Below are 26,146 nucleotides of genomic sequence, written 5' to 3'. Positions count from 1 at the left end.
TTTCGATGGGTGTCAGTCGAAATATGCATGGGCATTGTCGGCGGGATTACGGCTGCATAGCGTTGAGGGGCCGGACCGGTTAACCGGACAGTTCACCGCGTCGGACTGTCCCGGCCGCCCGGGCGGCACTTCCCCAGGGCCGGCTGCGCCGTGTGCGTGCCGGCCCGCCCATTCATGGCCGTTGCGGGGCCCGGCTCGCCGCTTTTGGTGCAGTGCAGATTGCACATCCGTGACACGCGGGAGAACTATGTTCGTCGGGCGCGGCGCCGCATCGGCCGTGCGCGCTTGCGGCGCACCGCCGGCGCCCGTCGCGTCGGGCGTTGCACCGTTGTGGTGCGCAATGCCGCACAGGCGTGCCTGGGCGGCGCAAAACAGGGGGATATCGAAGGAATCGAGCAAGGCACGTTCCTTGCAAAGCATTCAGTACGCCGGTCCGGCATGCGCAATGCCGGGGAAAACGATCGATGGAGAAAAGGTCGATGAAGCCATTCGATGAAATGCTGCAATCCGGCGACATGGTAAGGGCGCCTTACGCGCGCCTGAAGCAATGGCTCGACACGCAGAATCCCGCGAGCCTCGCCCAGAAAGCCCACGATGCGGAAGGCGTGTTCCGCAAGACGGGCATCACGTTCGCCGTCTACGGCGACGCGGAGGCCGCCGAGCGGCTGATTCCGTTCGACATCGTCCCGCGCATCATCTCGGGAGCGGAATGGAGCCGGCTGTCGCTCGGCATCGAGCAGCGCGTGATGGCGCTGAACGCGTTCCTCGACGACATCTACCACCGCCAGGAAATCGTGCGCGCGGGCATCGTGCCGAAACACCTGATCGCGCACAACGAGGCGTTCATCCCCGAGATGATCGACTTCCGGCCGCCCGGCAACGTTTACACGCACATCATCGGCGTCGACATCGTGCGCACCGGCGAGAACGAGTTCTACGTGCTGGAAGACAACGCGCGCACGCCGTCCGGCGTGTCGTACATGCTGGAAAACCGCGAGACGATGATGCAGCTCTTCCCCGAGCTGTTCCAGCAGGTGAAGGTGCGCCCGGTCGAAACCTATCCGCAGATGCTGCGCCAGTCGCTCGCGGCCGTGTGCCCGCCGGGCGGCAACGCCGACAATCCGACCGTCGCGGTGCTCACGCCAGGCATCCACAATTCCGCGTACTACGAACATTCGTTCCTCGCCGACCAGATGGGCGTGCACCTCGTCGAGGGCAGCGACCTGCAGGTGATCGACGGCCGTGTCGCGATGCGCACGACCGAAGGCTTCCGGCCGATCGACGTGCTGTACCGCCGCGTCGACGACGCGTTCCTCGATCCGCTCACGTTCCGCCCGGACTCGGTGCTCGGCGTGGCAGGCATCATGGACGTGTACCGCGCGGGCAACATCACGATCGCGAATGCGCCCGGCACCGGCATCGCCGACGACAAGGCGATCTACTCGTACATGCCGGAGATCGTCGAGTTCTACACGGGCCGCAAGGCGTTGCTGGAGAACGTGCCGACCTGGCGCTGCGGCGAGGCCGACAGCCTGAAGTACGTGCTCGAGCATCTCGACGAACTGGTCGTGAAGGAAGTGCACGGCTCGGGCGGCTACGGGATGCTCGTCGGGCCGTGCGCATCGAAGGCCGAACTCGAGGCATTTTCCGCGAAGCTGCGCGCCCGTCCCGCGAACTACATCGCGCAACCGACGCTCGCGCTGTCCACGACGCCGATCCTGACCGACGCCGGCCTCGCGCCGCGCCACGTCGACCTGCGTCCGTTCGTGCTGGTGTCGGACCGCATCCGCATCACGCCGGGCGGCCTCACGCGCGTCGCGCTGAAGGAAGGATCGCTCGTCGTCAACTCGAGCCAGGGCGGCGGCACCAAGGACACCTGGGTGCTGGCCGACTGAGCCGGGCACGACCGCGCGCGCCGGAGCCGGCGCGCGAACCGAACGAAGACGGAGTGGACACGAGATGCTTCTGGGACGTACTGCAAGCGGTCTCTACTGGATGTACCGCTATATCGAGCGCGCGGAGAACATCGCGCGCATCGTCGATGCCGGGCTGCGCATGGCGCTCACGCGCACGGCCGACGCGCCGGCCGAATGGTCGTCGGTGCTCGTCAGCTCGGGCGCGGACGACGGCTATCGGCAGAAATACGACGCGTATGCGGCCGATACCGTGACCGACTATCTGCTGCGCGACCGCGACAATCCGTCGAGCGTGCTGTCGTGCATCGAGGCGGCGCGCTCGAACGCGCGGATGGTGCGCACGGCGCTGACGCGCGAGGCGTGGGAGAGCGTGAACGGCGCGTGGCTCGCGCTGCGCCGCGCGCTGGCGCAGCCGGTGCCGGAAAGCGAGTTGCCGGCCGTGCTCGACCAGGTGAAGCGCGAAACCGCGCTGATCCTAGGCAGCTTCTACAGCACGATGCTGCGCAACGAGATCTTCGATTTCGCGCAGATCGGCGCATTCGTCGAACGCGCGGACAACACCGCGCGGATCATCGACGTGAAATACCACCTGCTGCTGCCATCGGTATCGCACGTCGGCACGATTCTCGACAACTACCAATGGGAGACGATCCTGCGCTGCGTGGCTGCACACCGTTCGTATCGCTGGGTGTACGACGTGCAGTACAAGCCGCTCAACATCGCCGACTACCTGATCCTGAACGGCCGCATGCCGCGTTCGCTGCGCTATTGCTACGGGCGCGTCGTGTCGAGCCTGAACCTGCTCGCGAAGGATTACGGCGTGACACACCCGTGTCACGACACGGCCACGAAGATTCTGCAAATGCTGTCCGATACCTCGGTCGAGCGGATCTTCAAGAGCGGCCTGCACGAGTTCCTGACCGACTTCATCGGCCGCAACAACAGCCTCGGGCTCGAAATCGCTCAGGCTTACAACTTCGACTGAGGCTTGCCATGCGACTCGCCATCCGACACATTTCGCGTTACCAGTTCGACGATCAGGCCACCCATGCACTGCAACGGTTGCGGCTGCGCCCGCAGTCGGGGCCCGGGCAAACGGTGCGCGCATGGCAGGTCACGATCGACGGCGTCGAGCCGACGCTGTCTTACGCCGACGGGCTCGGCAACCGGATCGACCTCGTGCGCCACGATCGCGGCGCGAAGGCCGAGATCGTCGTCGTGGCGGCCGGCGTCGTCGAGACGCAGGACCGCGCGGGCATACTCGGGAATCCAGAAGGCTATGCGCCGCCGTGGATCTTCGAGCGCGAGACCGCGCTCACGAAAGCGGGCGACACCGTGCGCGCGCTGACCGACGCGCTGCCGATCGAGCCGCGAGGCCTCGACGCATTGCACTGGCTGATGACGGAAGTGCACGGCCGCATCGCGTACGCGCCGAACCTGGCCGGCGACGCCGCCGTCGATGCGGAAACCGCGCTGCAAAGCGGCGAGGGCACGAGCCGCGACCATGCACACGCGTTCATCGCGGCCGCACGCGTGCTGAAGATTCCCGCACGCTACATCTCGGGTTACGTGCTGGCCGACGGCGCGATGCAGCGCATCGCCGATGCGAAACAGCAGGCGGGCGACGTCGAGGACGAGGAAGCGCTCGCGCTGCAGAGCGCCGACGGCATGCAACAGGCACTCGGCGCGTCGCGTGCCGTGCAGTCGCAATCGCAATCGCAAGGGCAGTCGCAGGCGGCGCTCGGCACGCAGCCGCACGCCGCCGCGCTGATGCAGCAGCCGGCCGGCCATGCGTGGGCCGAGGCCTATGTCGATGGGCTCGGCTGGGTCGGCTTCGACCCGTTCATGAACCGTTGCCCGGACGAACGCTACGTGCGCATCGCGGTCGGCCTCGACCATCGCGACGCGCAGCCGGTGACGGGGCTCGGCGCGACGGCCGTCGGCGTCGAGATCAGCGTCGTGCAGACGCCGGAACTCGTCTGACCCGGCGCGCGCCTTCGCCGAATCCGCCATGCCGGGGCCGCCGCGTCGAAAGCGACGCGGCGGCCCCGGCCGGCCCAACCCGACTCGAGCTCCCATGTCCATCCACGTCGCGCTGCATCACACCACCCGCTATCGCTACGACCGGCTCGTCAACCTCGGCCCGCAGGTCGTGCGGCTGCGGCCCGCGCCGCATTGCCGGACGCCGATCCTCGCGTATTCGATGACGGTCGAGCCCGCGCAGCACTTCATCAACTGGCAGCAGGATCCGTTTTCGAACTATCTCGCGCGGCTCGTGTTTCCGGAGCGCACCGAGCACTTCGAGATCACGATCGATCTCGTCGCCGAGATGTCGGTGTACAACCCGTTCGACTTCTTCCTCGAAGCGAGCGCGGAGCAATACCCGTTCAGCTATGACGACGCGCTGAAGACCGAGCTCGCGCCGTATCTCGCATGCGATCCGCAGACGAGCGCCGCGCCGCTGTTTCGCGCGTATCTCGACGGCGTGGACCGCACGCCGGCCGGCACCGTGAACTTCCTCGTCGCGCTGAACCAGCGGCTTCAGCGCGACATCGGCTATCTCGTGCGGATGGAGCCCGGCGTGCAGACGCCCGCGCAGACGCTCGAACTCGCGTCCGGCTCGTGCCGCGACAGCGCCTGGCTGCTCGTGCAGCTGTGCCGCCATCTCGGCATCGCCGCGCGCTTCGTGTCGGGTTACCTGATTCAGCTCACCCCCGACGTGAAATCGCTCGACGGCCCGAGCGGCACGTCGGTCGATTTCACCGACCTGCACGCGTGGTGCGAGGTCTACCTGCCGGGCGCCGGCTGGATCGGCTTCGATCCGACGTCGGGCCTGCTCGCCGGCGAAGGGCATATTCCGCTCGCGTGCACGCCGCAGCCGACGAGCGCCGCGCCGGTGGAAGGGCTGATCGACGAGTGCGAAGTGTCGTTCGAGCACGAGATGAGCGTGACGCGCGTGTACGAGTCGCCGCGCGTGACGAAGCCGTATACGGAGTCGCAGTGGGATGCCGTGCTGGCGCTCGGCACGCAGGTCGACGGCGCGCTGGCCGCCGGCGACGTGCGACTCACGCAGGGCGGCGAGCCGACCTTCGTGTCGATCGACGATCGCGACGGCGCCGAGTGGAACACCGATGCGCTCGGCCCGACCAAGCGCGGCTACGCGACGGAGCTCGTGCAGCGGCTGCGCGCCGAATACGGCGACGGCGGCTTTCTGCATTTCGGGCAGGGCAAGTGGTACCCGGGCGAGCAACTGCCGCGCTGGGCGCTGTCGATCTTCTGGCGCGCGGACGGCCAGCCCGTGTGGCACGATCCGTCGCTGTTCGCCGACGAGCGCGAGCCGTCCGCGTATACCACCGACGACGCGAAGCGCTTCATCGATGCGCTCGCCGCGCGGCTGAACCTGACCGGCGAATTCATCCGGCCCGGCTACGAGGACGTCTGGTACTACCTGTGGCGCGAGCGTCGGTTGCCCGTCAACGTCGATCCGTTCGACGCGCGCCTCGACGACGAGCTCGAACGCGCGCGGCTGCGCAAGGTGTTCGAGCAGCAGCTCGACAGCGTGGTCGGTTACGTGCTGCCGATCAAGCGCATGGAGGATGAGCCGGGCCGCGATCGGTCGGGCCGCGACAGGCCCGGCCTCGACGGGCCGCGCTGGCAGGCGGGCCCGTGGTTTTTCCGTGACGAGCGGATGTATCTGGTGCCCGGCGATTCGCCGATGGGCTATCGGCTGCCGCTCGATTCGCTGCCGTGGACGGCCCGCGCCGACTATCCGTACCTGGTCGAACGCGATCCGTTCGCGCCGCGCGATGCGCTGCCGGACGCCGCCGCGATCCGTGCCCGCTACGCGGGCACGGCCGACGCGCCGCGCTATCTGGCCGGCGTGCATCGCGAAGCGTCCGCGCCGACCGTGATGCAGTGGCGTGCCGACGGCGCGGCCACGAGCGGGCGGCCGGGCGCCGTCGACCCGCATCGCCGGCCCGAGCGCTTCGAATCGGCCGCCTGGATCACGCGCACCGCGCTGTGCGTCGAAGTGCGCAACGGCATCCTGTACCTGTTCATGCCGCCGCTCGCCGCGCTCGAGGATTATCTCGACTTGCTCGGCGCGATCGAGTCGACCGCGCATGCACTCGGCGTGAAGCTCGTGCTCGAAGGCTATCCGCCGCCGCGCGACGCGCGACTGAAGCTGCTGCAGGTGACGCCCGATCCCGGCGTGATCGAGGTGAACATCCATCCGGCCGCGAGCTTCGACGAACTCGTCGACCAGACCGAATTCCTGTACGACGCCGCGTGGCAATCCCGGCTGTGCAGCGAGAAATTCATGGTCGACGGGCGGCACGTCGGCACCGGCGGCGGCAACCACTTCGTCCTCGGCGGCGCGACGCCGGCCGACAGCCCGTTCCTGCGCCGCCCGGACCTGCTCGCGAGCCTGATCGCATACTGGCACAACCATCCGTCGCTGTCGTACCTGTTCTCGGGGCTGTTCATCGGGCCGACGAGCCAGGCGCCGCGTGTCGACGAGGCGCGCAACGACCAGCTCTACGAGCTCGACATCGCGTTCGCGGAGATCCAGCGCAACAAGCTGCTGTTCGGGCAGGACATGCCGCCGTGGCTCGTCGACCGCGTGCTGCGCAACCTGCTGATCGATGTGACGGGCAACACGCACCGCAGCGAGTTCTGCATCGACAAGCTGTATTCGCCCGACTCGTCCACCGGCCGGCTCGGCCTGCTCGAACTGCGCGCGTTCGAGATGCCGCCGCATGCGCGGATGAGCATCGTCCAGCAACTGCTGCTGCGCGCGCTGGTCGCCCGCTTCTGGGCCGCACCGTACACGACGCCGCTCACGCGCTGGGGCACCGCGCTGCACGACCGGTTCATGCTGCCGGCATTTCTTCAGATGGATTTCGGCGACGTGCTGGCGGAGTTGCGCGACGCCGGTTTCTCGTTCGATCCGGCGTGGTTCGCGCCGCACTTCGAGTTCCGTTTTCCGTTGTTCGGGCAGATCGCGGTGAACGGGATGCAGCTGTCGCTGCGCGGTGCGCTGGAGCCGTGGCACGTGATGGGCGAGGAGGGCGCGATCGGCGGCACGGTGCGCTACGTCGATTCGTCGGTCGAACGGCTCGAAGTGCGCGTGACGGGGTTGAACGACAACCGGCACGTCGTGACCGTCAACGGCCGCGCGCTGCCGCTGCAGCCGACCGGCACCGTCGGCGAGTACGTCGCGGGCGTGCGCTACAAGGCGTGGTCGCCGCCGTCGGCGCTGCATCCGACCATCGACGTGCATGCGCCGCTCACGTTCGACATCGTCGATACGTGGCTGCAACGCTCGCTCGGCGGCTGCCGGTATCACGTCGCGCATCCGGGCGGCCGCAATTACGCGACGTTCCCGGTCAATGCGTACGAAGCCGAGAGCCGCCGGCTCGCGCGCTTCGTCGAGATCGGGCACACGCCGGGGCGGATGGATGTCGCGGCCGCCGCGCCGAGCCGCGAATTCCCGTTCACGCTCGACTTGCGGCGGCCGTGATCGATCGATGACAGGGCGGACGACGATGCGGGGTTCGCGACCTCCCGGCGGCCGCGCCGGAATGCTAGGATGCGGGCAGATTGCGGCCGTGCGCCGCGGTAGCGCGCCGCCGGTGCGGCGGCGCGCATGTGCGGTTGCACCCTGACGACGGAACGACATCGTGCCGCCCATTGACCTTGATCATCTCGCCGCTCTCGACGCGATGCCCACGCTTTTCGATTCCGGCGCCCAGCCGGACGCCGCCGAACTGGCCGCCGCGCTCGCGGCGCCGGCGGCCGCCGGCCGTTACGACGAACTGCGCGGCAGCGCGGCCGGCCTGAACGCGCCCGCGCTGGCACCAGCGTGGCGCAATTTCTTCACGTCGATCGGCAGCGACGGCGTGGCCGACCTCGACCGCCGCGCCGACGCGCTGCACCGGCGCATGCGCGAGAACGGCCTGTTCTACCAGTTGCACGAGCAGCGCGCCGGCGACGGCGCGGTCGGCCCGTGGTCGCTCGACCTGCTGCCGCTGATCGTCACGCCCGAGGACTGGGTCGCGATCGAGCGCGGCGTGCTGCAGCGCGTGCGGCTGCTCAACGCGACGCTGGCCGACCTGTACGGGCCGCAGACGATCCTGCAGCGCGGGCTGTTGCCGCCCGCGCTCGTCACCGGCCACCCCGGCTACCTGCGTGCGATGCGCGGTGCGCGCGTGCCGGGCGATACCTGGTTGCACGTCGTCGCGTTCGATCTCGCGCGCGGCCCGGACGGCCAGTGGCGGATCGTCGCGCAACATACGCAGGGGGCGGCCGGGCTCGGCTACCTGCTCGAGAACCGGCTGATCGTGTCGCGGCTCTTTCCGCGCGGGTTTCGCGGGCTGCGCGTGCAGCGGCTTGCATCCGCGTACCGTGCGCTGCTGCAGAGCATGCAGTCGCTCAGCCCCGCCGCGAAGAATTCGCGGATCGTGCTGCTGACGCCGGGGCCGCACAGCGCGACCTATTTCGAGCACGCGTATCTCGCGCGCTATCTCGGCCTCACGCTCGTCGAAGGCGGCGACCTGACCGCGCGCGACAACCGCGTGTTCCTGAAGACGCTGAGCGGCCTCGAACCCGTGCACGGCATCCTGCGGCGCGTCGACGACGCGTGGCTCGATCCGCTCGAATTGCGGCCCGACTCGATGCTCGGCGTGCCGGGGCTGTTGCAGGCCGTGCGCGCGGGCAACGTGCTGCTCGCGAACGCGCCGGGCTCGGGCTTCCTCGAATCGCCGGCGATGCTCGGCTTCATGCCGCGTCTCGCCGAAGGCTTGCTCGGCGAAACGCTGACGCTGCCGGCCGTGCATTCGTGGTGGTGCGGCGAGGCGGCGGCGTGCGACGACGCGCTGCCGCAGCTCGCGCGCGGCATCGTCAAGGCCTCCTATCCACCCGACGTGCAGGAAGGCGGCGCATTCGAACCGGTGATCGGCGCGCGGCTTACGCAGGCGCAACTGGCGGAATGGCGCGCGCGGATTCTCGCGCGGCCCGACCATTACACGGTGCAGGCGGATCTGCCGCTGTCGCAGGCGCCGACCTGGCCGCGACCCGATGCGCCCGACGGCAACGGCAGCGCGCGCATCGTGCCGAAGCCGCTGCTGCTGCGCGTCTTCGCACTCGCCGACGGTGCGCAGCGCTGGCGGCTGCTGCCGGGCGGGCTGTCGCGGGTCGGCACGCGCGACACGCTGTTCAACGCGCCGATGCCGCGCGGCGGCAGCACCGTCGATACGTGGGTGATGACCGAGGGCATCGTCGATTCGACGACGCTGCTGCAGACGCACCTCGGCCCCGACGATCTCGTCGAGCGGCCGCGCGCGATCGCGAGCCGTGCGGCCGAGAACCTGTTCTGGCTCGGCCGCTACACCGAGCGCGCGACCAATCTGATGCGCCTGGCGCGCGCCGCGCTCGAACGGCTGCGCGGCGAAGACGACGTCGACAGTCCCGCGCATCTGGAGCTGATCGATACGTTGTGCCGCGATACGGGACTGATCGCCGCCGATGCGCCGAATGCCGTCGATGCACCGCGCGCGTTCCAGTACGCGCTCGCGACGTCGCTCACGCGCGGCGCCGACCGCACGTCGGGCATCGCGTCGTGCCTGTTCGGGATGCGCGGCGCGGCCGCGGCGATCCGCGAGCGGCTGTCGAGCGACCAGTGGCGGCTGATCGACGACGCGACGCAGCTGTTTGCCGACAGCGCCGACCATCCGGAAGCCGAGGAGCAGCTCGGCAACGAAGCGCTGCAGCTGCTCGAGCGGCTCGGGTTGCTGCTCGGCGCGATCACCGGCGCGCAGACCGACAACATGACGCGCGACGACGGCTGGCGGTTGCTGTCGATCGGTCGGCAGATCGACCGGCTGGACTTTCTGTGCAGCGTGCTGAAGTTGGCGTTCGACGAGGGCGCGGTGCACCGGCAGGACGGCTTCGAACTCGTGCTCGAACTGTTCGACAGCACGATCACGTTCCGCTCGCGCTTTCAGCGCGGCTTCGACGTCGCGCCGCTGCTGTCGCTCGTCGTGCTCGATACCGACAACCCGCGCTCGCTCGGCTGGGTCGTGCAGGCGCTGCGCGGCCGGCTGACGAAGGTCGAGCGCAGCGAGGGCTACGCGCTGTCCGAGCTGGCCGAGGCGATTCCGGACGTTCCCGCGTGGTCGCTGCACGAGCTGTGCGAAACCGATGAAGATGGCCGGCACGGCAAGCTGCTCGCCGCGCTCGACACGACCGCGAAGGCCGTGTGGGAGCTGTCGAACCGGATCGGCGAGCGCTATTTCAGTCACGTGCGCGAGGCGGGCAGGACGCTATGGTGACGACGAAACACGCGGCGAAGACGCCGCCCACGCCCGGTTCCGAGGTCGCGCAGCAGGCAGCGGTCACGCCGCCGGCGCCGGCCAGATCGACCAAGCCGGGTTCGTCGAGCGCGCCGATCACGCCGGCTGCCGCCGCACCGGGCCGACTGCTGCGCGTCACGCACGACACCGAATACCGCTACGCGGCACGCGTCGAATCCGCGCAGCACCAGGCGCGCCTGCAGCCGCTCGCGACGCCGCGACAGCAGGTGCTGTCGTTCGCGTTCGACATCGAACCTTCACCGGAAACGATCTGCACCGAGATCGATGCGTTCGGCAACGCACGCGCGTCGTTCGCGCTGAACCAGCCGCACGACGCGCTGCTCGTGCGCAGCCGCAGCACGGTGCGGGTGAGCGCGCCCGTGTGGTCGCGGGGCGCGCGCGGCGCACCGCCGCCCGCGATCGCGAACCCCGAGGCCGAACACGCAACGGCGTGGGAAGCCGTGCGCGACCGCTTGCGGTTCCGCGCGGGGCAACCGTACGACCCGGCGAGCGAGTTCGTGTTCGCGTCGCCGCACGTCGCGTGCGACCCCGAACTCGCCGCGTACGCGGCCGCGAGCTTCACGCCGCAACGGCCGCTCGTGCAGGCTGCGTGGGACCTGATGCGGCGCGTGCATGCCGATTTCGCATATACGCCGAACAGCACCGACATCACGACGTCGGCGCTCGACGCGCTGCGGTTGCGCAAGGGTGTCTGCCAGGATTTCGCGCACGTGATGATCGGCGCACTGCGCTCGCTCGGGCTGGCCGCGCGGTACATCAGCGGCTACCTGCTGACGCAGCCGCCGCCCGGCCAGCCGCGGCTGATCGGCGCCGACGCGTCGCATGCGTGGGTCGACGTGTACGACCCGGCGTGGCCCGAGGACGGCGGCTGGTTGCAACTCGATCCGACCAACGATCGTGCGCCGGGCGACGACTACGTGATGCTGTCGGTCGGCCGCGACTACGCGGACGTGACGCCGCTGCGCGGCGTGATCCGCGGCGGCGGGGCGGATCAGGAGCTGAGGGTCGGCGTGACGGTCGAGCCGCTCGATGCGGCTTGAAGGGCCGCCGGGCGTGGCTCGCGCGCTTTAAGTCTTCGTTAATACTGCACGCCTAGCATGGTGATGCCGGCGAACGGCTTGGACTCCGGTCCGGCGCGCCGGCGGCACGCGCGGGTGCGTCGACGTCACGGCGCCGCGCCGTCGCGCGGCGCCATTTCCATGCAACGGCGGCAGATCATGATCAAGCACTTCGACTACACGCTCGGTAGCGAGACCATCGAGCTTTGTGCGAGCTTCGGCGCGGGCCCGGCGTTCCGCCGCGTGCTCGTGAGCCGCGCGGATTCGATGGAGACGCTGGTGGTGCTCGATGCGCGCGGGCTGTCGGGCCTGTTGAAGGTGGCGACCGAGGAACCGGAAGGGCTGCTCGACGACGCGATCCGCAAGGTCGGCGACGAACAGCTCGTCGAGCGGGCGATCAGCGGCCGGACGATCGTCGAAGCCGCGTTGTAATGCAATAGGCGGCTGCGCGAGCGTCGAATCGAGGAGTATGCTGCGGGTCCGATTCGCTCATTCTTGCATGTTCGATGTCCACGACCCATGCCGCCAATCCCGATTACCGCCGCTATACGACGATTCGCGTGATCGCGTATCACGGCATCCTGCAAAACATCACCGCGCTGTTGGCCTTCGTCCCATTCGCCAGGGTGGTCCTGCGCGACCAGTCGCTGGCCGCGCTTTCGTCCTGGTCCTGGCAGCTTTGGGCTGTGCAGGGCGTGTCGTTCGCAGCGATGCTTGCAAGCGTCGTGGGTCACGTCGCGCTTGCGTTGCGTCGCCGTTGGGGGCGAACGCTGAACGTGGCGGTCTGGATCGCGTTGAGTGTCGCGATACTGATGCTGTCGTCGTGGATCATGGTGGTCATTGCGCTGCCGCTGGGTCTTGCGACGTTCGTGCTGATGTACAACCGGACGAGCAATGACTTTCTGAGCCTGCCGCACGCCACGACAACGCCGACGGCTCGGCGTTTCGCGTCCGTCGGCCTGCTGGCTGCGTCGTCCATGCTGCATTACTGGGCGATCGCGTACGCGACGATGCGCACCGGCACGTTTGGCTACGTGTTGCCGAATACGCCGCCGATGAATTTGCTGATTGCGGCCGCGGCAACGCTGCTCCTCGGCACCGCCGTTGCGCCGCGCGGGCAGCGCGCATGGTATTGCGGCATGTCGTTGATGACGTCCGCCGTCGCGATGCTGTTCATGCTGCTGAGCTACGTGCCGGTGGCGACGTCGCTGATTCGCTACATGCCGCACGAATATTCACGTGTGACGATTCCGTGGAGTCTGATCACGCGGTACGCGGTTCTCACGTTCTGCGTTGCGCTGGTGTTGATTCGCGTGACGAAGCCCCCGAAACGTAGTGACTGGGAACAGGGCCTCAATCCCGACGCGCCTGCGGATTCGACGCGCCGGGAAACGACTCGCTGATACCGAACCGTTAGCTCGCGAACCGGTCCGTCGCCGCGACCAGCGCTTCCAGAATCCCCGGTTCGTTGTATGCATGCCCGGCGCCGGGCACGATCTCGAACGTCGCATCCGGCCACGCCTTCGCCAACTCCCATGCGGTACGTGCAGGCGTCGCGACGTCGTAGCGGCCCTGCACGATCACGCCCGGAATGCCGGCGAGCCGATGCGCGTCGCGCAGCAACTGGCCTTCCTCGACGAAGCCCTTGTTCACGAAGTAGTGATTTTCGATCCGCGCGAACGCGAGTGCATAGTGGCCGTCCGCGAAGTGTGCGGCGAGCGCGGGATCGGGCAGCAGCGTGATCGTGCGGCCTTCCCAGACGCTCCACGCGCGTGCGGCTTCGAGCTTCGCGGCTTCGTCGTCGCCCGTGAGGCGGCGATGGTAGGCGGCCATCAGATCGCCGCGCTCGGCCTCCGGAATCGGAGCGAGGAAGTCTTCCCAGTGGTCGGGGAACAGCCACGACGCACCTTCCTGGTAATACCACAGCAGTTCGGCGCGACGCATCGTGAAGATGCCGCGCACGATCAGCGCGCTCACGCGTTCGGGGTGGGTTTCCGCGTACGCGAGCGCCAGCGCGCTGCCCCACGAGCCGCCGAACACCAGCCATTGCTCGGCGCCGACCATCTCTCGCAGGCGTTCGATATCGGCGACCAGATCCCACGTCGTGTTGTTATCGAGGCTCGCATGCGGCGTCGAGCGTCCGCAGCCGCGCTGGTCGAACAGCAGGATGTCGTAGCGCTCGGGATCGAACAGGCGGCGATGATCGGGGCCGCAGCCGGCGCCGGGGCCGCCGTGCAGGAACACGGCGGGCTTGCCGGCCGGGTTGCCGCAGCGCTCCCAGTAGATGCGATGGCCGTCGCCGGTGTCGAGGTGGCCGTGGGCGTAGGGTTCGATCGGTGGATACACAGGTAGGCTCCGGGTAAGGGGCGACAGCGAGCGGACGAAGCGCGGGCCGATGTGCGGGCAGGGTACGGTGCTGCGGATTTTGCTGCGCCGCAAAATTCGTTGCGTGGGCATCGGACCGGCCGCCGCCGGACAAGGCTTGTCATTATGCCCATTCACCGCGTCGGACGTTGGCACCTTGTGGCGGGGCGTCCTCCGCTGGCCGTATTTGCGCTCCGGATTTTTGAAGCAATTTCATTCCGATATTTTTCATACAAAATCCCGGCGGCGGGTCGGCGGGCCAATCGGGCGCCGGCCGATTCCCGTTCCTTTACCGTGCCAACGGACACCAGCCGATGAACCATCGCGTCACGCAGTTGACCGGGTTGCGCGCCGTCGCGGTCGCGATGGTCGTCGTCGGTCATGCCGAGCATGTGCTGCCCGGCGGCTATACGGGCTGGTACGCGCCGTTGCGGCTGATCGCCGACGGCAGGCTCGGCGTGCTGATCTTCTTCGTGCTGAGCGGTTTCCTGATCACCAACGTGCTGCGCGCCGAGTTCGCGCGCACCGGCGGTGTCGCGCTGACGTCGTTCTACGTGCGCCGCGCGTTGCGGATCTGGCCGGCCTGCTACGTGTATCTCGCGGCCGTTGCGATCGCGGCCTTCACCGGCTGGTTCGACGTCGATCGCCGGCAATGGCTCTATGCGGCGCTGCACCTGTGGAATTACTCGGCGTGGTTCGGGCTGACCGGCGACAACGCGTTGCATCCGGACGGTGCGTGGTACCTCGGCCATTTCTGGTCGCTCGCGCTCGAGGAGCAGTTCTACTGGTTCTGGCCGCTGCTGTTCGTGTTCGGCATGCGCCGTGCCGGCACGCGCTGGCTGGCCGCGCTGATCCTGATCGTGCCGCTGGTGCGTGCCGCCACGTATTTCCTCGCGCCCGCGCTGCGCGGACAACTCGGGATGATGCTGCATACGGGTATCGATCCGATCCTGATCGGCTGCTATGCGTCGCTCAACCGCGAGCGGCTCGAAGCGTGGGTCGGCTCGTGGCGCGGCGAGGCACGCATCGTGACGGCGCTCGTGTTCGTCGTGCTGCTCGGCATGCCGCTCGCCGAACACCGGCTCGGCGGCTTCTGGAATGCGACGTACGGCGTGACGCTCGAAGCCGCGTTGATCGCGATCGTGATCGTCGTGCTGAATTTTCGCAGCGAGTTCTGGTGCGCGCGCTGGTTGCGCGCCGGGCCGGTGGTGTTCGTCGGCACGATTTCGTTCAGTCTCTATCTGTGGCAGCAGCCGTTTGCGAATCCGAATCTGCCGGTCGCGCATGCGTTTCCGCTCGGCATCGTGTGGGCGCTGATTGCCGCGACCGCCAGCTATTTTCTCGTCGAGAAGCCGTTCCTGCGGCTCAAGGATCGCTATTCGGCGCGCGAGGCGCGACGCGTGCGGGACGACGCATTGCGGATGCCGGCACCGACCGACGCGATGGGCCGAAGGTGATGGAGTAGGTGGGCGGGGCAGTGTCGCGCCCACGGCGTTACTTGAAGCGTTTCATCGCGGCCGGCGAATACCAGAAGTTCCGGAACATGTCGATGCCGTACGACTTGCCGCCGTAGTGGACGATCATGCGTGCGGTGCGCTTGCCCGTATCCGAGTAATCGCCGTTCTTGCGTTGCGTCTGCGTGATGTGGGCCGTGATCGACAGGTCGGCGAAGCCGTGGCTCGACGTTTTCTCGATGGCGATCGTCATGCGGGCCTCTTCGCTGCGCGCATCGCCTGCACCCGGGCCGCAGGCGTCGCCTTCGACGCTGACCCAGCCGTAGAGGTTGGTGCCGAACACCGGGCGGATACGGCTGCCTTCGCGCACCCACAGCGTCAACTCTTCACTGGCGTTGGCATCCGGGCAGCTCGGCCCGCGTGCACTGCTGGTAAACACCACGCCGAACGCGCGCACGTCGGGCGACAAGCGGTAGGGCGCCGTGTCGATGCGATAGCTGTTCTCGCCGATCTCGGTCGCCGCATCCTCCTCGACCACCGACCGATCGGCCGCCACGACCTTGCTGCCCTCGACGAGTGCGATCACCTGCAGCTTTTTGCTTTCGTCGGGATTCTTGCTTTTCGGCAGCGAATCGAACGCGACGGCCGCGATCGTCGTTTCCGGTGCGTTCGGCATGGCTTTGCACGCCGACGCGACGACGAGCCGGTCCGCATCGCGCGTGGCGATGCGTGCGCTCGCGATGCCGGCCCAGCGGGCGATGGCCGTCACGGTTTCGTCGCTGCAAGCCTGGCTGTCGGCGGCGTGGGCGATGGGGGCGGCGGCGAGCGCCAGCAGCGGGGCAAAGAGCAGGATTCTCATTGTCGTGATAGGAGATGTTGTTTTCATTGATATGCGTGGGAGTCGCTTACCGACCCATTGCAGGCACTCGATCTGCTCAATAGCGGTCATTCACCGTCCCGACCGGCATGCGCAATTCCCGCTTAATTCTCAATGAGCGATTCGCTGACGAAGACGTTATAAGGCGTGATTTCCAGATTCAGACTTTCAGGGATGGGTATGCCGTTTCCGCAATAGTCGATTTCGACATCGGCTAGATGACCTGACTCGTCGGCAAAGAGCAGAATCTCAATCGACCCCCAACCTTCCGGTTCCCTCCGATCCCGGAAATCCGCTTCAAACACCATGCGATAAGGCTGTCCACTCGAAGCGACGGCTATGGGAGGAACTTTATCGGGCGTGGCTAGCGACAGGCCAAAACTGTTGCATCCACATTTACAGATTCTGAGTATCTCTGCATTCGCGAACTGTGCCGCAAGCGCGTCTCGATTTGGAAACGGGCAGTGCTCAAGGATAAACGAAACCCAATAGGCTGCCTGGTTCAGATCGTTTGGCATATTACGTCCTAGCATCGCGGCTTCCGGCTTCAACGCGTCAATTGTCAGCGATTCAAGCCGCTCTGTCGAACGTCTCAATGTGGCCGAATGCCGACAACGTGTTCCACGCCCCAGGAATTTGCAAATGACAACAAAAAAGGCCCTTGCGGGCCTTTTTGTAGACGAAGTTGCGGACGACGTTTACCGCGTCAACGCCGTAAACCCATCCAGCAACCGCTCGACATCGGCCGCCTGAATTGCGCCCATCGTCGAGATGCGGAACAGCTCCTTCGACAGCCCGCCTTGCCCCGCATAAATCACGAAACCACGCGCCTTCAGTCCGTCATGCAGCGTCTCGTACGTGACGCCCTGCGGCAACCGATACGCACGCAGCACGACCGACGACGCACCTTCCGGCAACACCAGCGGCATCCCGCGCGCAGCAAGTCCCGCCTGCGCCTGATCCGCAAGCGCCTTGTAATGCGCATGCCGCGCACGCCAGCCGCCAGCCTCGTCAAATTCGCGCAGCGCCTCGACGAGCGCGTAATACGCGTGCACGGACGGCGTAAACGGCGTATTCCGCTGATCCTGCAGTTTTGCAAGCCGACCGAGATCGAGATAGTAAGTCCGGCTCGCAGCCTTCGCGAGCGCGCTGCGGCGCACGATCACGAACGCCGCACCCGGCACGCCGTGCAGGCACTTGTTCGCGGTCGCGGCAACCGCGTCGATGTCGCCGCCCTCAAAATCGATCGCTTCCGCGCCGAAGCTGCTGACGCCATCCACGAGCATCTTCACACCGCGCGCCCGACACACTTCCGCAATCGCGCCGAGATCGTTCAGCCGGCCCGTCGTCGTTTCATGATGAATCACGGCGACATGCGAGTACCCGCCCGCGTCGAGCTTCGCACCGATCTGCGCGAGATCGGGCGCCTGCATCCACTCATGCTTCAACACGTCGTGCGAGATCCCATACTGCGTGGCGATCTGCGTGATCCGCTCGCCGTACACGCCGTTCTCGATCACGAGCAGCTTGCCGTCCTGCGGCACGAGCGCCGCGATCATGCTCTCGACGGCGGCGGTGCCCGAACCCGTCATCAGCACGGCGGCCCATTCGGCCGGATCGAGTTCGTACGCGGCGACGAGGCGCGCACGCGCTTCGTCCTGCAGGTCGAAGAATTCGCCTTCGCGATGGCACAGATCGGGTTGCAGCAGGCTGCGGCGCACGCGTTCGGTGAGCGTGACCGGGCCGGGGTTCAGCAGCAGCATCAATGAGCTCCTTCAACGTGGGCGGCGGTCTGCGCGGCGCCGATGTGCCGCATCAGACGGGTCTTGACCTCGACCGGCGTGACGGTCGGGCGGGGCAGGCCGTCGGGCACGCCCGTGCGGATCGCCACGCGAACGAATTGCGCACCATTGCCCGTTGCGGCCAGCGTCGCATCGAGCACGTCGAGCGTATCGCCTTCGACCGCCGACGCATATCCGCACGCGGCGGCAACGCCCGCGAACGACACATGTTGCGACACGGTCGCCTGGCCGCCGGTCGATTCGTGCGCGCCGTTGTCGAGCAGCACGTGCGTGAGGTTCGACGGACCATAGGCGCCGAGCGTCGCGAACACGCCCATGCGCATCAGCGCGGCGCCGTCACCGTCGACGGCCACCACGCGCAGGTCGGGGCGCGCGAGCGCGAGGCCGAGCGCGAGCGGCGTCACGCAGCCCATCGAGCCGACCATGTACAGCTGGTTCGGGCGATCGTCGAGCGCGTAGAGTTCGCGGCCGCAGAAACCGGTCGACGCGAGCACGACGGTCGAATCGACCGGCGTATGCGCGATCACGCGCTGCAACGCGTCGTGGCGGGTCGGCCATGCATCGGCCGGCACGGTGCGCGACGACGATTGCGCGGCGACGTGCGCGCGCGGCTTCGCGGCCGGGTTCGCCTTCAATTCATACGGCGCGACGCTGCCTTTCTGCATCACGAGCGCATACGGGCGGCCCGTCGCGTCCATGTGCGCGATCGCGCGGTCGAGCGCCGGGCCGACCTGTTCGGGGTCGGTCGGGAACGTCTCCCACGGGATCTCCATCGTGTCGAGCATCGCGGGCGTGATCGGCCCCATCAGCGCGTGCTGCGGCTCGTCGGCCACGCCGGGCTGGCCGCGCCACGTGACGATCAGCAACTGCGGCAGCCGGAACGTCCAGGTCAGCGACGTGAGCGGGCTCACCGCGTTGCCGAGCCCCGAGTTCTGCATCATCGCGATCCCGCGCTTGCCGCCGAGCGTCGCGCCTGCGATCAGCGCGACCGCGTCGCCTTCGTTCGCGGCCGACACGTAGTGCAGCGTCGGGTCCTGCAGCACGTAATTGATGAACGGCGTCAGGTACGAGCAGGGCACGCCCGCGTACCAGTCGAAGCCGCGTTCGCGCGCGGCCTCGACGAACTGTGCCGCTTCGATCATTGCGCGCCCCCGTTGCCGGCGCCGGGTTCGGACAGCGGCGTCTGGCCGTGCGCGAAGTCGCCCGCGCGGCGGAAGTCTTCCAGGTCGTTGACGCCGCGCCAGTGGCCGTGCACGTACTGCACCTCGATCTTCTCGCCGGCGGCGATCAGTTCGTTCAGCAGCGACGGAATGTCGAGCGTGTCGAAATCGGGACGTGCCTGCAGCGTCGCGAGCATCGCCTTCAGGCGGTCGACACCGGCGCCGCGCACGTTCAGCAGGCCGATCCAGCGGCCGTGCGGGGTGCCCGCGGCGACGTCGCTCGACACGCGTTGCAGGTAGGTCTTCTGGCCGAACAGGCCGCGATCGTCGGCCGCAGAGCAGAGGGCGAAGTCGCGCACGCTCTGGTTCGACGGCTCGGTCAGCGACGAATCGACCACCACGCTGAACTCGGCCTCGCTCTCCGCGAGGTCGCGCAGGATGTAGCTGCGGAACAACAGGTCGCCGTACGAGATCACGGTGTCGCCGGTCAGTCGTTCGGCCGCGCAGGCGAGCGACGCGAGCTCACCCGTCTGCGCATGGCGTTCGTTGACGACGAGCTTGATGCCCGACGTGTCGATCGCATCGGCGCGGTAGCCGCCGACCACGGTGATGTCGTTCACGCCTTGCTTCTTGAAGCCGTCGACGAGCCAGCGCAACAGCGGCTTGCCGGCGACCGGCAGCATGACCTTGGGCTTGTCTTCGGTGACGGCTTCGAGGCCCTTGCCGCGGCTCGCGGCGAGCACGACCGCCGCGTTCGACGCGCGCGACGACGACGACAGGTAGATGCGCTCGGCCGCCGAGTACTCGTCGGCGTCCTGCAGGCGGAAGATCTCGTTGACCGACGCGACGCGGTCCTCGACGTTGATCAGCGTTTCGTTCTCGTGGATCTCGCGCGCGACGGCCTGCATTGCCGACGCGGACGCGCGGATCAGATGATTCGCCCAGATCACGGTGCTGATGCCGGCCTGGCGGAACACGTCGGTCGGCGTGCTGTAGTACTTGGTCGGCACGATCACGAGCGGCGCCTTGCCGCTCCATTCGCGCGCGAACTGCAGGATTTCGTCCGGACGCGACAGCTTGCTGTGGATCAGGATCGCATCGGCGCCGGCTTCGGCATACGCGTTCGCGCGGCGCAGCGCCTCGTCCATCCCCCAGCCCGCGATCAGCGCCTCGACGCGCGCGACGATCGAGAAATCGGGATCGGTCTGCGAATCCTTGCCGGCCTTGATCTTGCCGCAGAACTCGTCGATCTCGGCGAGCGGCTGGCGCTCGCCGTCGATGAAGCTGTTCGTCTTCGGGAACTGCTTGTCCTCGATGCAGACGCCTGCGATGCCGCGCTGTTCGAGCTTCTTCACGAGACGGCGCACGTTGTTGAAGTTGCCGTAGCCGGTGTCGCCGTCGAGCAGGATCGGCAGGTCGCTCGCGTCGGCCATGAATTCGAGCACGTCGACCACCTGGGTCCAGCTCGCTTCGTTGTTGTCGCGTACGCCGAATTGCGCGGAGATCGCGAGGCCCGACGCCCAGATCCCCTTGAAGCCGGCCTCGCGGACGATCCGCGCGGACAGGCCGTTGTGCGCTTCCATCAGGAATTCAAGGTCGCTGCTGACGAGCATGCGGCGCAGGCGCGCGCTGCGCGATTCGGTGAAGTTGGGTTCGCGTGCGTTCATCGTGCGGCTCCGGCGGTGGTGCGTTGAATCAGGGGAAGAATGTCTTGCGTCGCGCGTGCGACGTCGTTCGGGAAGTCGATCTCGATCCACGGCGAGCCGGTGACGTCGGCGACGTCGAACGAATGGCCGCCTTCGAGCAGCAGGTCGCGCACGGCTTCCTCGTGCGGCATGTTCGCGCGGCCGCTGTCGACGTAGCCCGCGACGATCGTCGCGAGGCGGCGCGCGGTGCCTTCGGTGAAGCGGAAGAAGCCGACCGATTCGCCGATCGTGTCGTAGTCGAGGTCGACCGCGAGCTGCTTGCGCAGCTCGACCGGCACGCCGTTCTTCAGGCACAGCTTGACGGGCTCGTCGCCGGCCTCGAAGTCGCGATCGATCAGCAGGCGATCGACCGGCTTGTCGGCGTCGGCCACCAGCGCGTGCAGGATGTTCTCGTCGTACAGCACGTCTGCGTCCATCAGCAGCACGTCGCCGCCGCGCGTCATCGCATCGGCGACGGTATGCACGGTCAGCACGCTGCCGAGGTCGTAGCGGTCGTTGATCACGATCTCGGCCTGACGGCCGAGGCGCTTCAGTTCCTGCTCGACCTTCTCGTGCTGAAAGCCGAGCCCGAGCACGATCTCGTCGACGCCCGCGGCGTCGAGCACGCGCAGATGGCGCTCGAGCAGCGAAACGTCGTCGAAGCGCAGCAGGCACTTCGGGAACTGCGCTTCGGGCGGTTGTTGCAGGCGCAAGCCGAGGCCTGCCGCAAGAATGATGGCTCGCATGGGTTCTCCAACCAAAAAGCCGGCGATCTGAACGATCAGTCGGCGAGCGGCTGCGGCGCATGACGCCGCTGCCAGTTTCTTTCACTGAAATGCAGATAGAGCAGGCCGGGCAGGCCGAGCGCGAGTTCGCGCGCGCGCTTCGCGAGCGACAGCGCGAGCGCCGCGTCGGGCGGCAACCCAACCAGCGGCGCGAGCAGCAGGTAACCGCCTTCCTGCGCGCCGAGCGAGCCCGGGATCGCGAAGGCCGCCCCGCGAATCGCCTGGCCGACGCTTTCGAGCAGCAGCGCGTCGAGCCAGCTCACCGGGTGCCCGAGGAAGTGCAGCGCGAGCCACACTTCCGCGGTGCCGACGATCCAGCCGGCGAGACTCAATGCGAAGGTCTTCGCGACTTTCGCGCGATCGCGGTACAGCGCCCCCACCGCGTCGTCGATCGCGTCGGCGCGCGTGGCGAGCGACGACCAGTCGCGCGGGCCGAGCAGCTTCGACGCGATGCGCAGCCCGCGGCCGAACAGTCCGCGCCGCTGTGCTGCGTAGAACGCGACGGCGAGCACGCCGAGCACGCCGGTGGCGATCAGCGCGGGCGTACGCAGGTGCGCGACCGACTCGTGCGTCGCATACAGGCTGAACGCGGCGATGCCGATCAGCGCGAAGGCCATTTGCGCGAGCGCCTGCATCGTCGTGCTGACGGTCACGGCGGCGGCCGCATCGGCCATCCGCGTGCCGCGCTGCGCGAGGTGGCGCACCATCAGCACCGGGCCGCCGATCTGCCCGGCGGGCAGCAGGCTGTTCACCGATTCGCCGACCCAGCGCGCGCGCAGCGCGTTGCCGAGTTCGGCGCCCGGCTGCCCGCGGCGGAACATCACGGAGATCGCGACCGCGTCGATCGCGAGCGGCACGACGTGGAACGCCGCGACGAGCGCGAGGCCCCAGCCGGCAGCGAGGAACGTGGACGCTACCGCGCCGATGCCCTGCCAGGCCAGGAGTGCGATGAAGAGTGCGGTCCCGAGGGACAGCAGGATGAGGCCCGCGCGTGTCATGACCCGCTCGTGCGTCGCGTCGCCAGTTGCTTGAACACCTGGCGGAAACCGAAATACGCGATCGCGTCCTTCATGTTAGAGATGAAGCGCTTCCACGGCCGCATGCCGGGGTTCGTCACGTATTCGAACGTGAGCGACACGCGCATCTCGTTCTGGCCAAGCGGCGTGATGCGGTGGCGTAGCTTGTCGCCGTCGAACAGCACGATGCCGCCGTCGGCGATCTGCACGGAGCCCGGTTCGTCGGCGACGTCCGGGTTGCGCGTATGCAGCTCGTAGTCGAGCCGGCACGACGATTCGTCGATCACGCCGATCAGCAGCGTGTAGCGGCGGCCGTCGTAGTAAGACGTGTCGTAGTGCCAGCCGATGTGGTCGCCGGGCTTCGTGTAGTAATACAGCGCGTACGCGTGCGGATCGTCGTCCGGCGACAGCATCAGCTTGTCGCCCGTGATTTTCTCGAGGAAGCCGATCAGCGCCTTCGACCGATACAGCTCGGCGATGTATGGCGCTTGCTCGTCGATCGTATGGCGGCTCACGCTGCCGCCCTGCTTGTGGCCGGGCAGGTAATTGCGGTTCAGGCTGGCCTGCATCGCGCGGGCGGCGTTCGCCAGCTTCGCGTGCGCGTCGGCCGGCAGAAACGCGTCGAGGTAGAGGAACGAGCCCTGGCGCGTGTAGTCGCCGCGCAGGCGGTCGAGATCGAGCCGGCCGACGCAGTCGGCCACGGTGCGATCGGGATCGGCCGCGGCCGCGCGCACGGGCGCAGGGCGTGCCGGGCTCAGCACGGAATCGTCGCGCGTGCTAGGAGTCATTTGGAAGCCTGGATTTCGGTTGGGTTCTGCGCGGCCGGGTTCTGCGGGAGGTTGCCGCGCCGCACGATGCGCCACCAGTCGATCACGACCCAGGCGGCAAACAGCGGGGCGCCGATCGACGCCGCGAGCAGGAACGGCTCGACGCCGTCGACGAGCGTCACGATCGGCAGCAGGTACAGCACGTCTTCCGTCTCGAAGCCGCCGGCGAATGCCTGCTTGGTGCCGGCCTTGCCGGCGATCGATTCGATCCGCATGCGCAGGAAGAAGATCAGCGCGACGGCCGCGCCGGCCACCGCGCCGAGCAGCACCGGCGACGCGGCCATCTGGCCGCCCTGGGCGACGATGCCGACGCCCATGCTGACGAACAGCGCGACCGTGACGAGCGCATCGGCCGCCAGGTCGTAAAAATGACCGATCTTGCTGGACTTGCCGCTGATGCGCGCGAGTTCGCCGTCGGTGTGGTCGACGAAGTTCGACAGCACGATCAGGAACGCGCCTGCGTTGCTCCAGCCGAAGCCGCCGTGCGCGAGGCACCAGGCGCCGGCGAGGCCGATCAGCAGACGAACGGTGGTGAGGTGATTCGGAGTGACCGGCGTATCGACGAGCGGTCGGACGAGCGAGCGCGCGAGCCGCGCATCCCAGGTGCGTGGCGGGGGTGGCTCGGGGCGTGTGGCGGTTTTTCTTTGGTCCATCGGCGAAATATATACGGAATTGTAATTTGTTGCTTTTTATTCGATCAATGTCCTGACATACGGGAGTGTTACCGCGTCTTGAAGGCATCGGCCGCTCCAGAAACGCACGTGTGAACGGGGCGGCCATTCGGGCGGCCGACCTCGTCTTCCAGTGTGGTTTGCCGCGTGCGGCTGTCAAGGCCGGATGGGCCTCGCAGGCGGATCGCGCGGGTTTTTCGCGCCGGTTGGCCGACGTCGCGCAGCGCATGCGATCTTGATCTCCGTCAGGCCCGGAAAAGCCGCATCGGGCGACAATCGGCCGCGCCGGACGGGTATCGGCGATTGCCGAACCGGAGCTCGTCAATGTCGGTGAAATCTCGTCGATTGATGCGCGACGGTCGGCGATCGCGAACCAACGATTCGCCCCGATGCTTTCGCACGCCTTTCGCGTGCATTCGGCGCGGGCGGATCGCCTGTCACAGAACGCTCGTTCGATACCCGGCAAATTCGGCAAGGATCTTTTGCATCCAGCGGACATTTCGCGGCGATGGCCTCTGCGATACTCCGGCCGTGCCCGTGGTGCCGGGCCGCCCCTCGCGGCCCCAAGGGCTTCGCGTCGCTCAGGAGACACCCCCCGCGACGTCAACGACAGACCAAAGCGTCAGATAACCAGCCATGTCTTCTTCACGCATCCTCGCTCCCGCCCTGCGTTCGCTCGTCCGCACCGCCGACGAAGCCGCCGCGCTGATCCGCCCCGGCATGACCGTCGCCATGAGCGGCTTCACCGGGTCGGGCTATCCGAAGGCCGTGCCGGCCGCGCTCGCCGCCCACATCGACGCGGCGCACGCGCGCGGCGAGGACTTCCGGATCAACGTGCTGACGGGCGCATCGACCGCACCGGAACTCGACGGCGCGCTCGCCCGCACCGACGGCATCTCGATGCGGCTGCCGTACCAGTCCGACCCGACGTTGCGCGACAAGATCAACGGCGGCGAAGTCGACTATCAGGACGTCCACCTGAGCCACGTCGCGCAATACGCGTGGTTCGGGCTGTACGGCGATCTCGACGTCGCGATCGTCGAAGTCGCGGGCATTCGCGAGGACGGCCTGCTGATTCCGTCCGCGTCGATCGGCAACAACAAGACGTGGCTCGAACGCGCGAAGCACGTGATCCTCGAAGTGAATGCGCGCCAGCCGCTCGGCCTCGACGGGATGCACGACATCTACTACGGCACCGCGCTGCCGCCGCACCGCAAGCCGATTCCGCTGACGAAGAGCGACGACCGGATCGGCGAGCCGTACCTGCGCTGCCCGGCCGACAAGATCGTCGCGATCGTCGAGACCGACGCGCCCGATCGCAGCAATGCGTTCACCGCGCCGGATGCGACCTCCAAGCAGATCGCGCTGCAACTGATCGACTTCCTGCGTCACGAAGTGAAGCGCGGCCGCCTGCCGGAAAACCTGCTGCCGCTGCAGTCGGGCGTCGGCAACATCACGAACGCGGTGCTCGCGGAACTGAGCTCGGCCGGCTTCTCGAACCTGACCGCGTACACGGAAGTGATCCAGGACGGCATGCTCGACCTGCTCGACGACGGCACGCTGAGTTTCGCATCGGCCACCGCGCTGTCGCTGAGCCCGGCCGCCGTGCAGCGCTTCGCCGACGAAATCGCGACGTTCCGCGAGAAGATCGTGCTGCGCCCGCAGGAGATCAGCAACCATCCGGAACTCGTGCGCCGGCTCGGCTGCATCGCGATGAACGGGATGATCGAGGCCGACATCTACGGCAACGTGAATTCGACGCACGTGATGGGCACGAAGATCCAGAACGGCATCGGCGGCTCGGGCGACTTCGCGCGCAACGGCTACCTGTCGTGCTTCATGTCGGCAAGCACCGCGAAGGGCGGGGCGATCTCGCGGATCGTGCCGATGGCGAGCCACGTCGACCATACCGAGCACGACGTCGCGGTCGTCGTCACCGAGCAGGGGCTGGCCGACCTGCGCGGCCTGTCGCCGAAGCAGCGCGCGCGCAAGATCATCGCGAGCTGCGCGCACCCGGACTACCGGCCGATGCTCGAGGACTACTTCGAGCGCGCGTCGCGCGACAGCTTCGGCAAGCACACGCCGCATCTGCTCGCCGAGGCGCTGTCGTGGCACGAGCGCTACGTGCGAACCGGGACGATGAAGGCCTGACGCGGCCT

Annotated in this window: 19 protein-coding genes and 1 pseudogene; 10 read left to right on the top strand and 10 right to left on the bottom strand. The window is 67.6% G+C overall.

All coding sequences use genetic code 11. The features are described from left to right. The first annotated feature begins 479 nt into the window (after positions 1-479). The 8 genes from WS61_RS12520 to WS61_RS12485 all read left to right on the top strand — a co-directional run bounded on the left by WS61_RS12520 (position 480) and on the right by WS61_RS12485 (position 12,749). Positions 480-1,895 carry a circularly permuted type 2 ATP-grasp protein gene (locus tag WS61_RS12520; RefSeq protein ID WP_059500758.1) on the top strand — a complete coding sequence of 472 codons (1,416 nt, stop codon included), beginning with the start codon at positions 480-482 and terminating at the stop codon, positions 1,893-1,895. 64 nt (positions 1,896-1,959) lie between these two features. Next, positions 1,960-2,901 carry an alpha-E domain-containing protein gene (locus WS61_RS12515; RefSeq protein WP_059500757.1) on the top strand — a complete coding sequence of 314 codons (942 nt, stop codon included), beginning with the start codon at positions 1,960-1,962 and terminating at the stop codon, positions 2,899-2,901. Between the two features lie 8 nt (positions 2,902-2,909). Continuing rightward, entirely contained in the window at positions 2,910-3,899 is a 990-nt protein-coding gene (locus tag WS61_RS12510; protein ID WP_059500756.1) for a transglutaminase family protein, read from the top strand. A gap of 94 nt (positions 3,900-3,993) precedes the next feature. Then, positions 3,994-7,437: a DUF2126 domain-containing protein gene (locus tag WS61_RS12505; protein WP_059500755.1), complete on the top strand. Its 3,444-nt coding sequence runs from the start codon at positions 3,994-3,996 to the stop codon at positions 7,435-7,437. A gap of 202 nt (positions 7,438-7,639) precedes the next feature. Further along, positions 7,640-10,246, top strand: a complete 2,607-nt coding sequence (locus tag WS61_RS12500; RefSeq protein ID WP_059500754.1) for a circularly permuted type 2 ATP-grasp protein — start codon at positions 7,640-7,642, stop codon at positions 10,244-10,246. After that, on the top strand, positions 10,240-11,328 hold the full coding sequence (locus WS61_RS12495; RefSeq protein ID WP_059500753.1) for a transglutaminase family protein: 1,089 nt from the start codon (positions 10,240-10,242) through the stop codon (positions 11,326-11,328). The genes WS61_RS12500 and WS61_RS12495 overlap by 7 nt, the downstream gene beginning before the upstream one ends. A gap of 177 nt (positions 11,329-11,505) precedes the next feature. Further along, entirely contained in the window at positions 11,506-11,778 is a 273-nt protein-coding gene (locus WS61_RS12490) for a hypothetical protein (protein ID WP_059500877.1), read from the top strand. 74 nt (positions 11,779-11,852) lie between these two features. After that, positions 11,853-12,749: a hypothetical protein gene (locus tag WS61_RS12485; RefSeq protein WP_257127252.1), complete on the top strand. Its 897-nt coding sequence runs from the start codon at positions 11,853-11,855 to the stop codon at positions 12,747-12,749. A gap of 10 nt (positions 12,750-12,759) precedes the next feature. Here WS61_RS12485 and pip read toward each other — a convergent pair whose 3' ends face one another. After that, a complete protein-coding gene (pip, locus tag WS61_RS12480; protein WP_059500752.1) occupies positions 12,760-13,692 on the bottom strand; it encodes a prolyl aminopeptidase in 933 nt (310 codons plus the stop codon). Positions 13,693-14,024: 332 nt separating this feature from the next. On the opposite strand from pip, the pseudogene WS61_RS12475 reads away from it, so the two are divergent. Then, positions 14,025-15,175, top strand: a pseudogene (locus WS61_RS12475) (acyltransferase family protein). Positions 15,176-15,204: 29 nt separating this feature from the next. Here WS61_RS12475 and WS61_RS12470 read toward each other — a convergent pair. The 9 genes from WS61_RS12470 to WS61_RS12430 form a co-directional block, all read right to left on the bottom strand. Next, entirely contained in the window at positions 15,205-16,023 is an 819-nt protein-coding gene (locus WS61_RS12470; RefSeq protein WP_059500750.1) for a hypothetical protein, read from the bottom strand. A gap of 122 nt (positions 16,024-16,145) precedes the next feature. Beyond that, a complete protein-coding gene (locus WS61_RS34850; protein WP_136471266.1) occupies positions 16,146-16,559 on the bottom strand; it encodes a hypothetical protein in 414 nt (137 codons plus the stop codon). Between the two features lie 180 nt (positions 16,560-16,739). Then, positions 16,740-17,804 carry a 2-aminoethylphosphonate aminotransferase gene (locus WS61_RS12460; RefSeq protein WP_059500748.1) on the bottom strand — a complete coding sequence of 355 codons (1,065 nt, stop codon included), beginning with the start codon at positions 17,802-17,804 and terminating at the stop codon, positions 16,740-16,742. Continuing rightward, the gene (aepY, locus tag WS61_RS12455; protein WP_059500747.1) at positions 17,804-18,985 is read right to left on the bottom strand and encodes a phosphonopyruvate decarboxylase; all 1,182 of its coding nucleotides are present in this window, start codon (positions 18,983-18,985) and stop codon (positions 17,804-17,806) included. The genes WS61_RS12460 and aepY overlap by 1 nt, the downstream gene beginning before the upstream one ends. After that, positions 18,982-20,670: a phosphoenolpyruvate mutase gene (gene aepX / locus WS61_RS12450; RefSeq protein WP_034205044.1), complete on the bottom strand. Its 1,689-nt coding sequence runs from the start codon at positions 20,668-20,670 to the stop codon at positions 18,982-18,984. Before aepX ends, aepY begins: the two co-directional genes overlap by 4 nt. Next, on the bottom strand, positions 20,667-21,434 hold the full coding sequence (locus WS61_RS12445) for an NTP transferase domain-containing protein (RefSeq protein WP_034205043.1): 768 nt from the start codon (positions 21,432-21,434) through the stop codon (positions 20,667-20,669). Before WS61_RS12445 ends, aepX begins: the two co-directional genes overlap by 4 nt. 35 nt (positions 21,435-21,469) lie before the next feature. Further along, positions 21,470-22,471, bottom strand: a complete 1,002-nt coding sequence (locus tag WS61_RS12440; protein ID WP_059500746.1) for a TIGR00374 family protein — start codon at positions 22,469-22,471, stop codon at positions 21,470-21,472. Continuing rightward, the gene (locus WS61_RS12435) at positions 22,468-23,277 is read right to left on the bottom strand and encodes a 2OG-Fe(II) oxygenase (RefSeq protein WP_059500745.1); all 810 of its coding nucleotides are present in this window, start codon (positions 23,275-23,277) and stop codon (positions 22,468-22,470) included. Before WS61_RS12435 ends, WS61_RS12440 begins: the two co-directional genes overlap by 4 nt. Then, positions 23,274-23,969 carry a CDP-alcohol phosphatidyltransferase family protein gene (locus WS61_RS12430; protein ID WP_034205040.1) on the bottom strand — a complete coding sequence of 232 codons (696 nt, stop codon included), beginning with the start codon at positions 23,967-23,969 and terminating at the stop codon, positions 23,274-23,276. The genes WS61_RS12435 and WS61_RS12430 overlap by 4 nt, the downstream gene beginning before the upstream one ends. Positions 23,970-24,623: 654 nt before the next feature. On the opposite strand from WS61_RS12430, the gene WS61_RS12425 reads away from it, so the two are divergent. Then, complete coding sequence (locus WS61_RS12425; protein WP_059500744.1) at positions 24,624-26,138, top strand: acetyl-CoA hydrolase/transferase family protein; 1,515 nt, start codon at positions 24,624-24,626, stop codon at positions 26,136-26,138. Positions 26,139-26,146 lie beyond the last annotated feature (8 nt).

The sequence above is a fragment of the Burkholderia sp. ABCPW 11 genome, from assembly GCF_001523445.1.
In the GTDB taxonomy this organism is placed as follows: domain Bacteria; phylum Pseudomonadota; class Gammaproteobacteria; order Burkholderiales; family Burkholderiaceae; genus Burkholderia.
The sequence above is the reverse complement of the archived record's forward strand: the minus strand, read 5'-3'. Positions and strand labels throughout refer to the sequence as shown.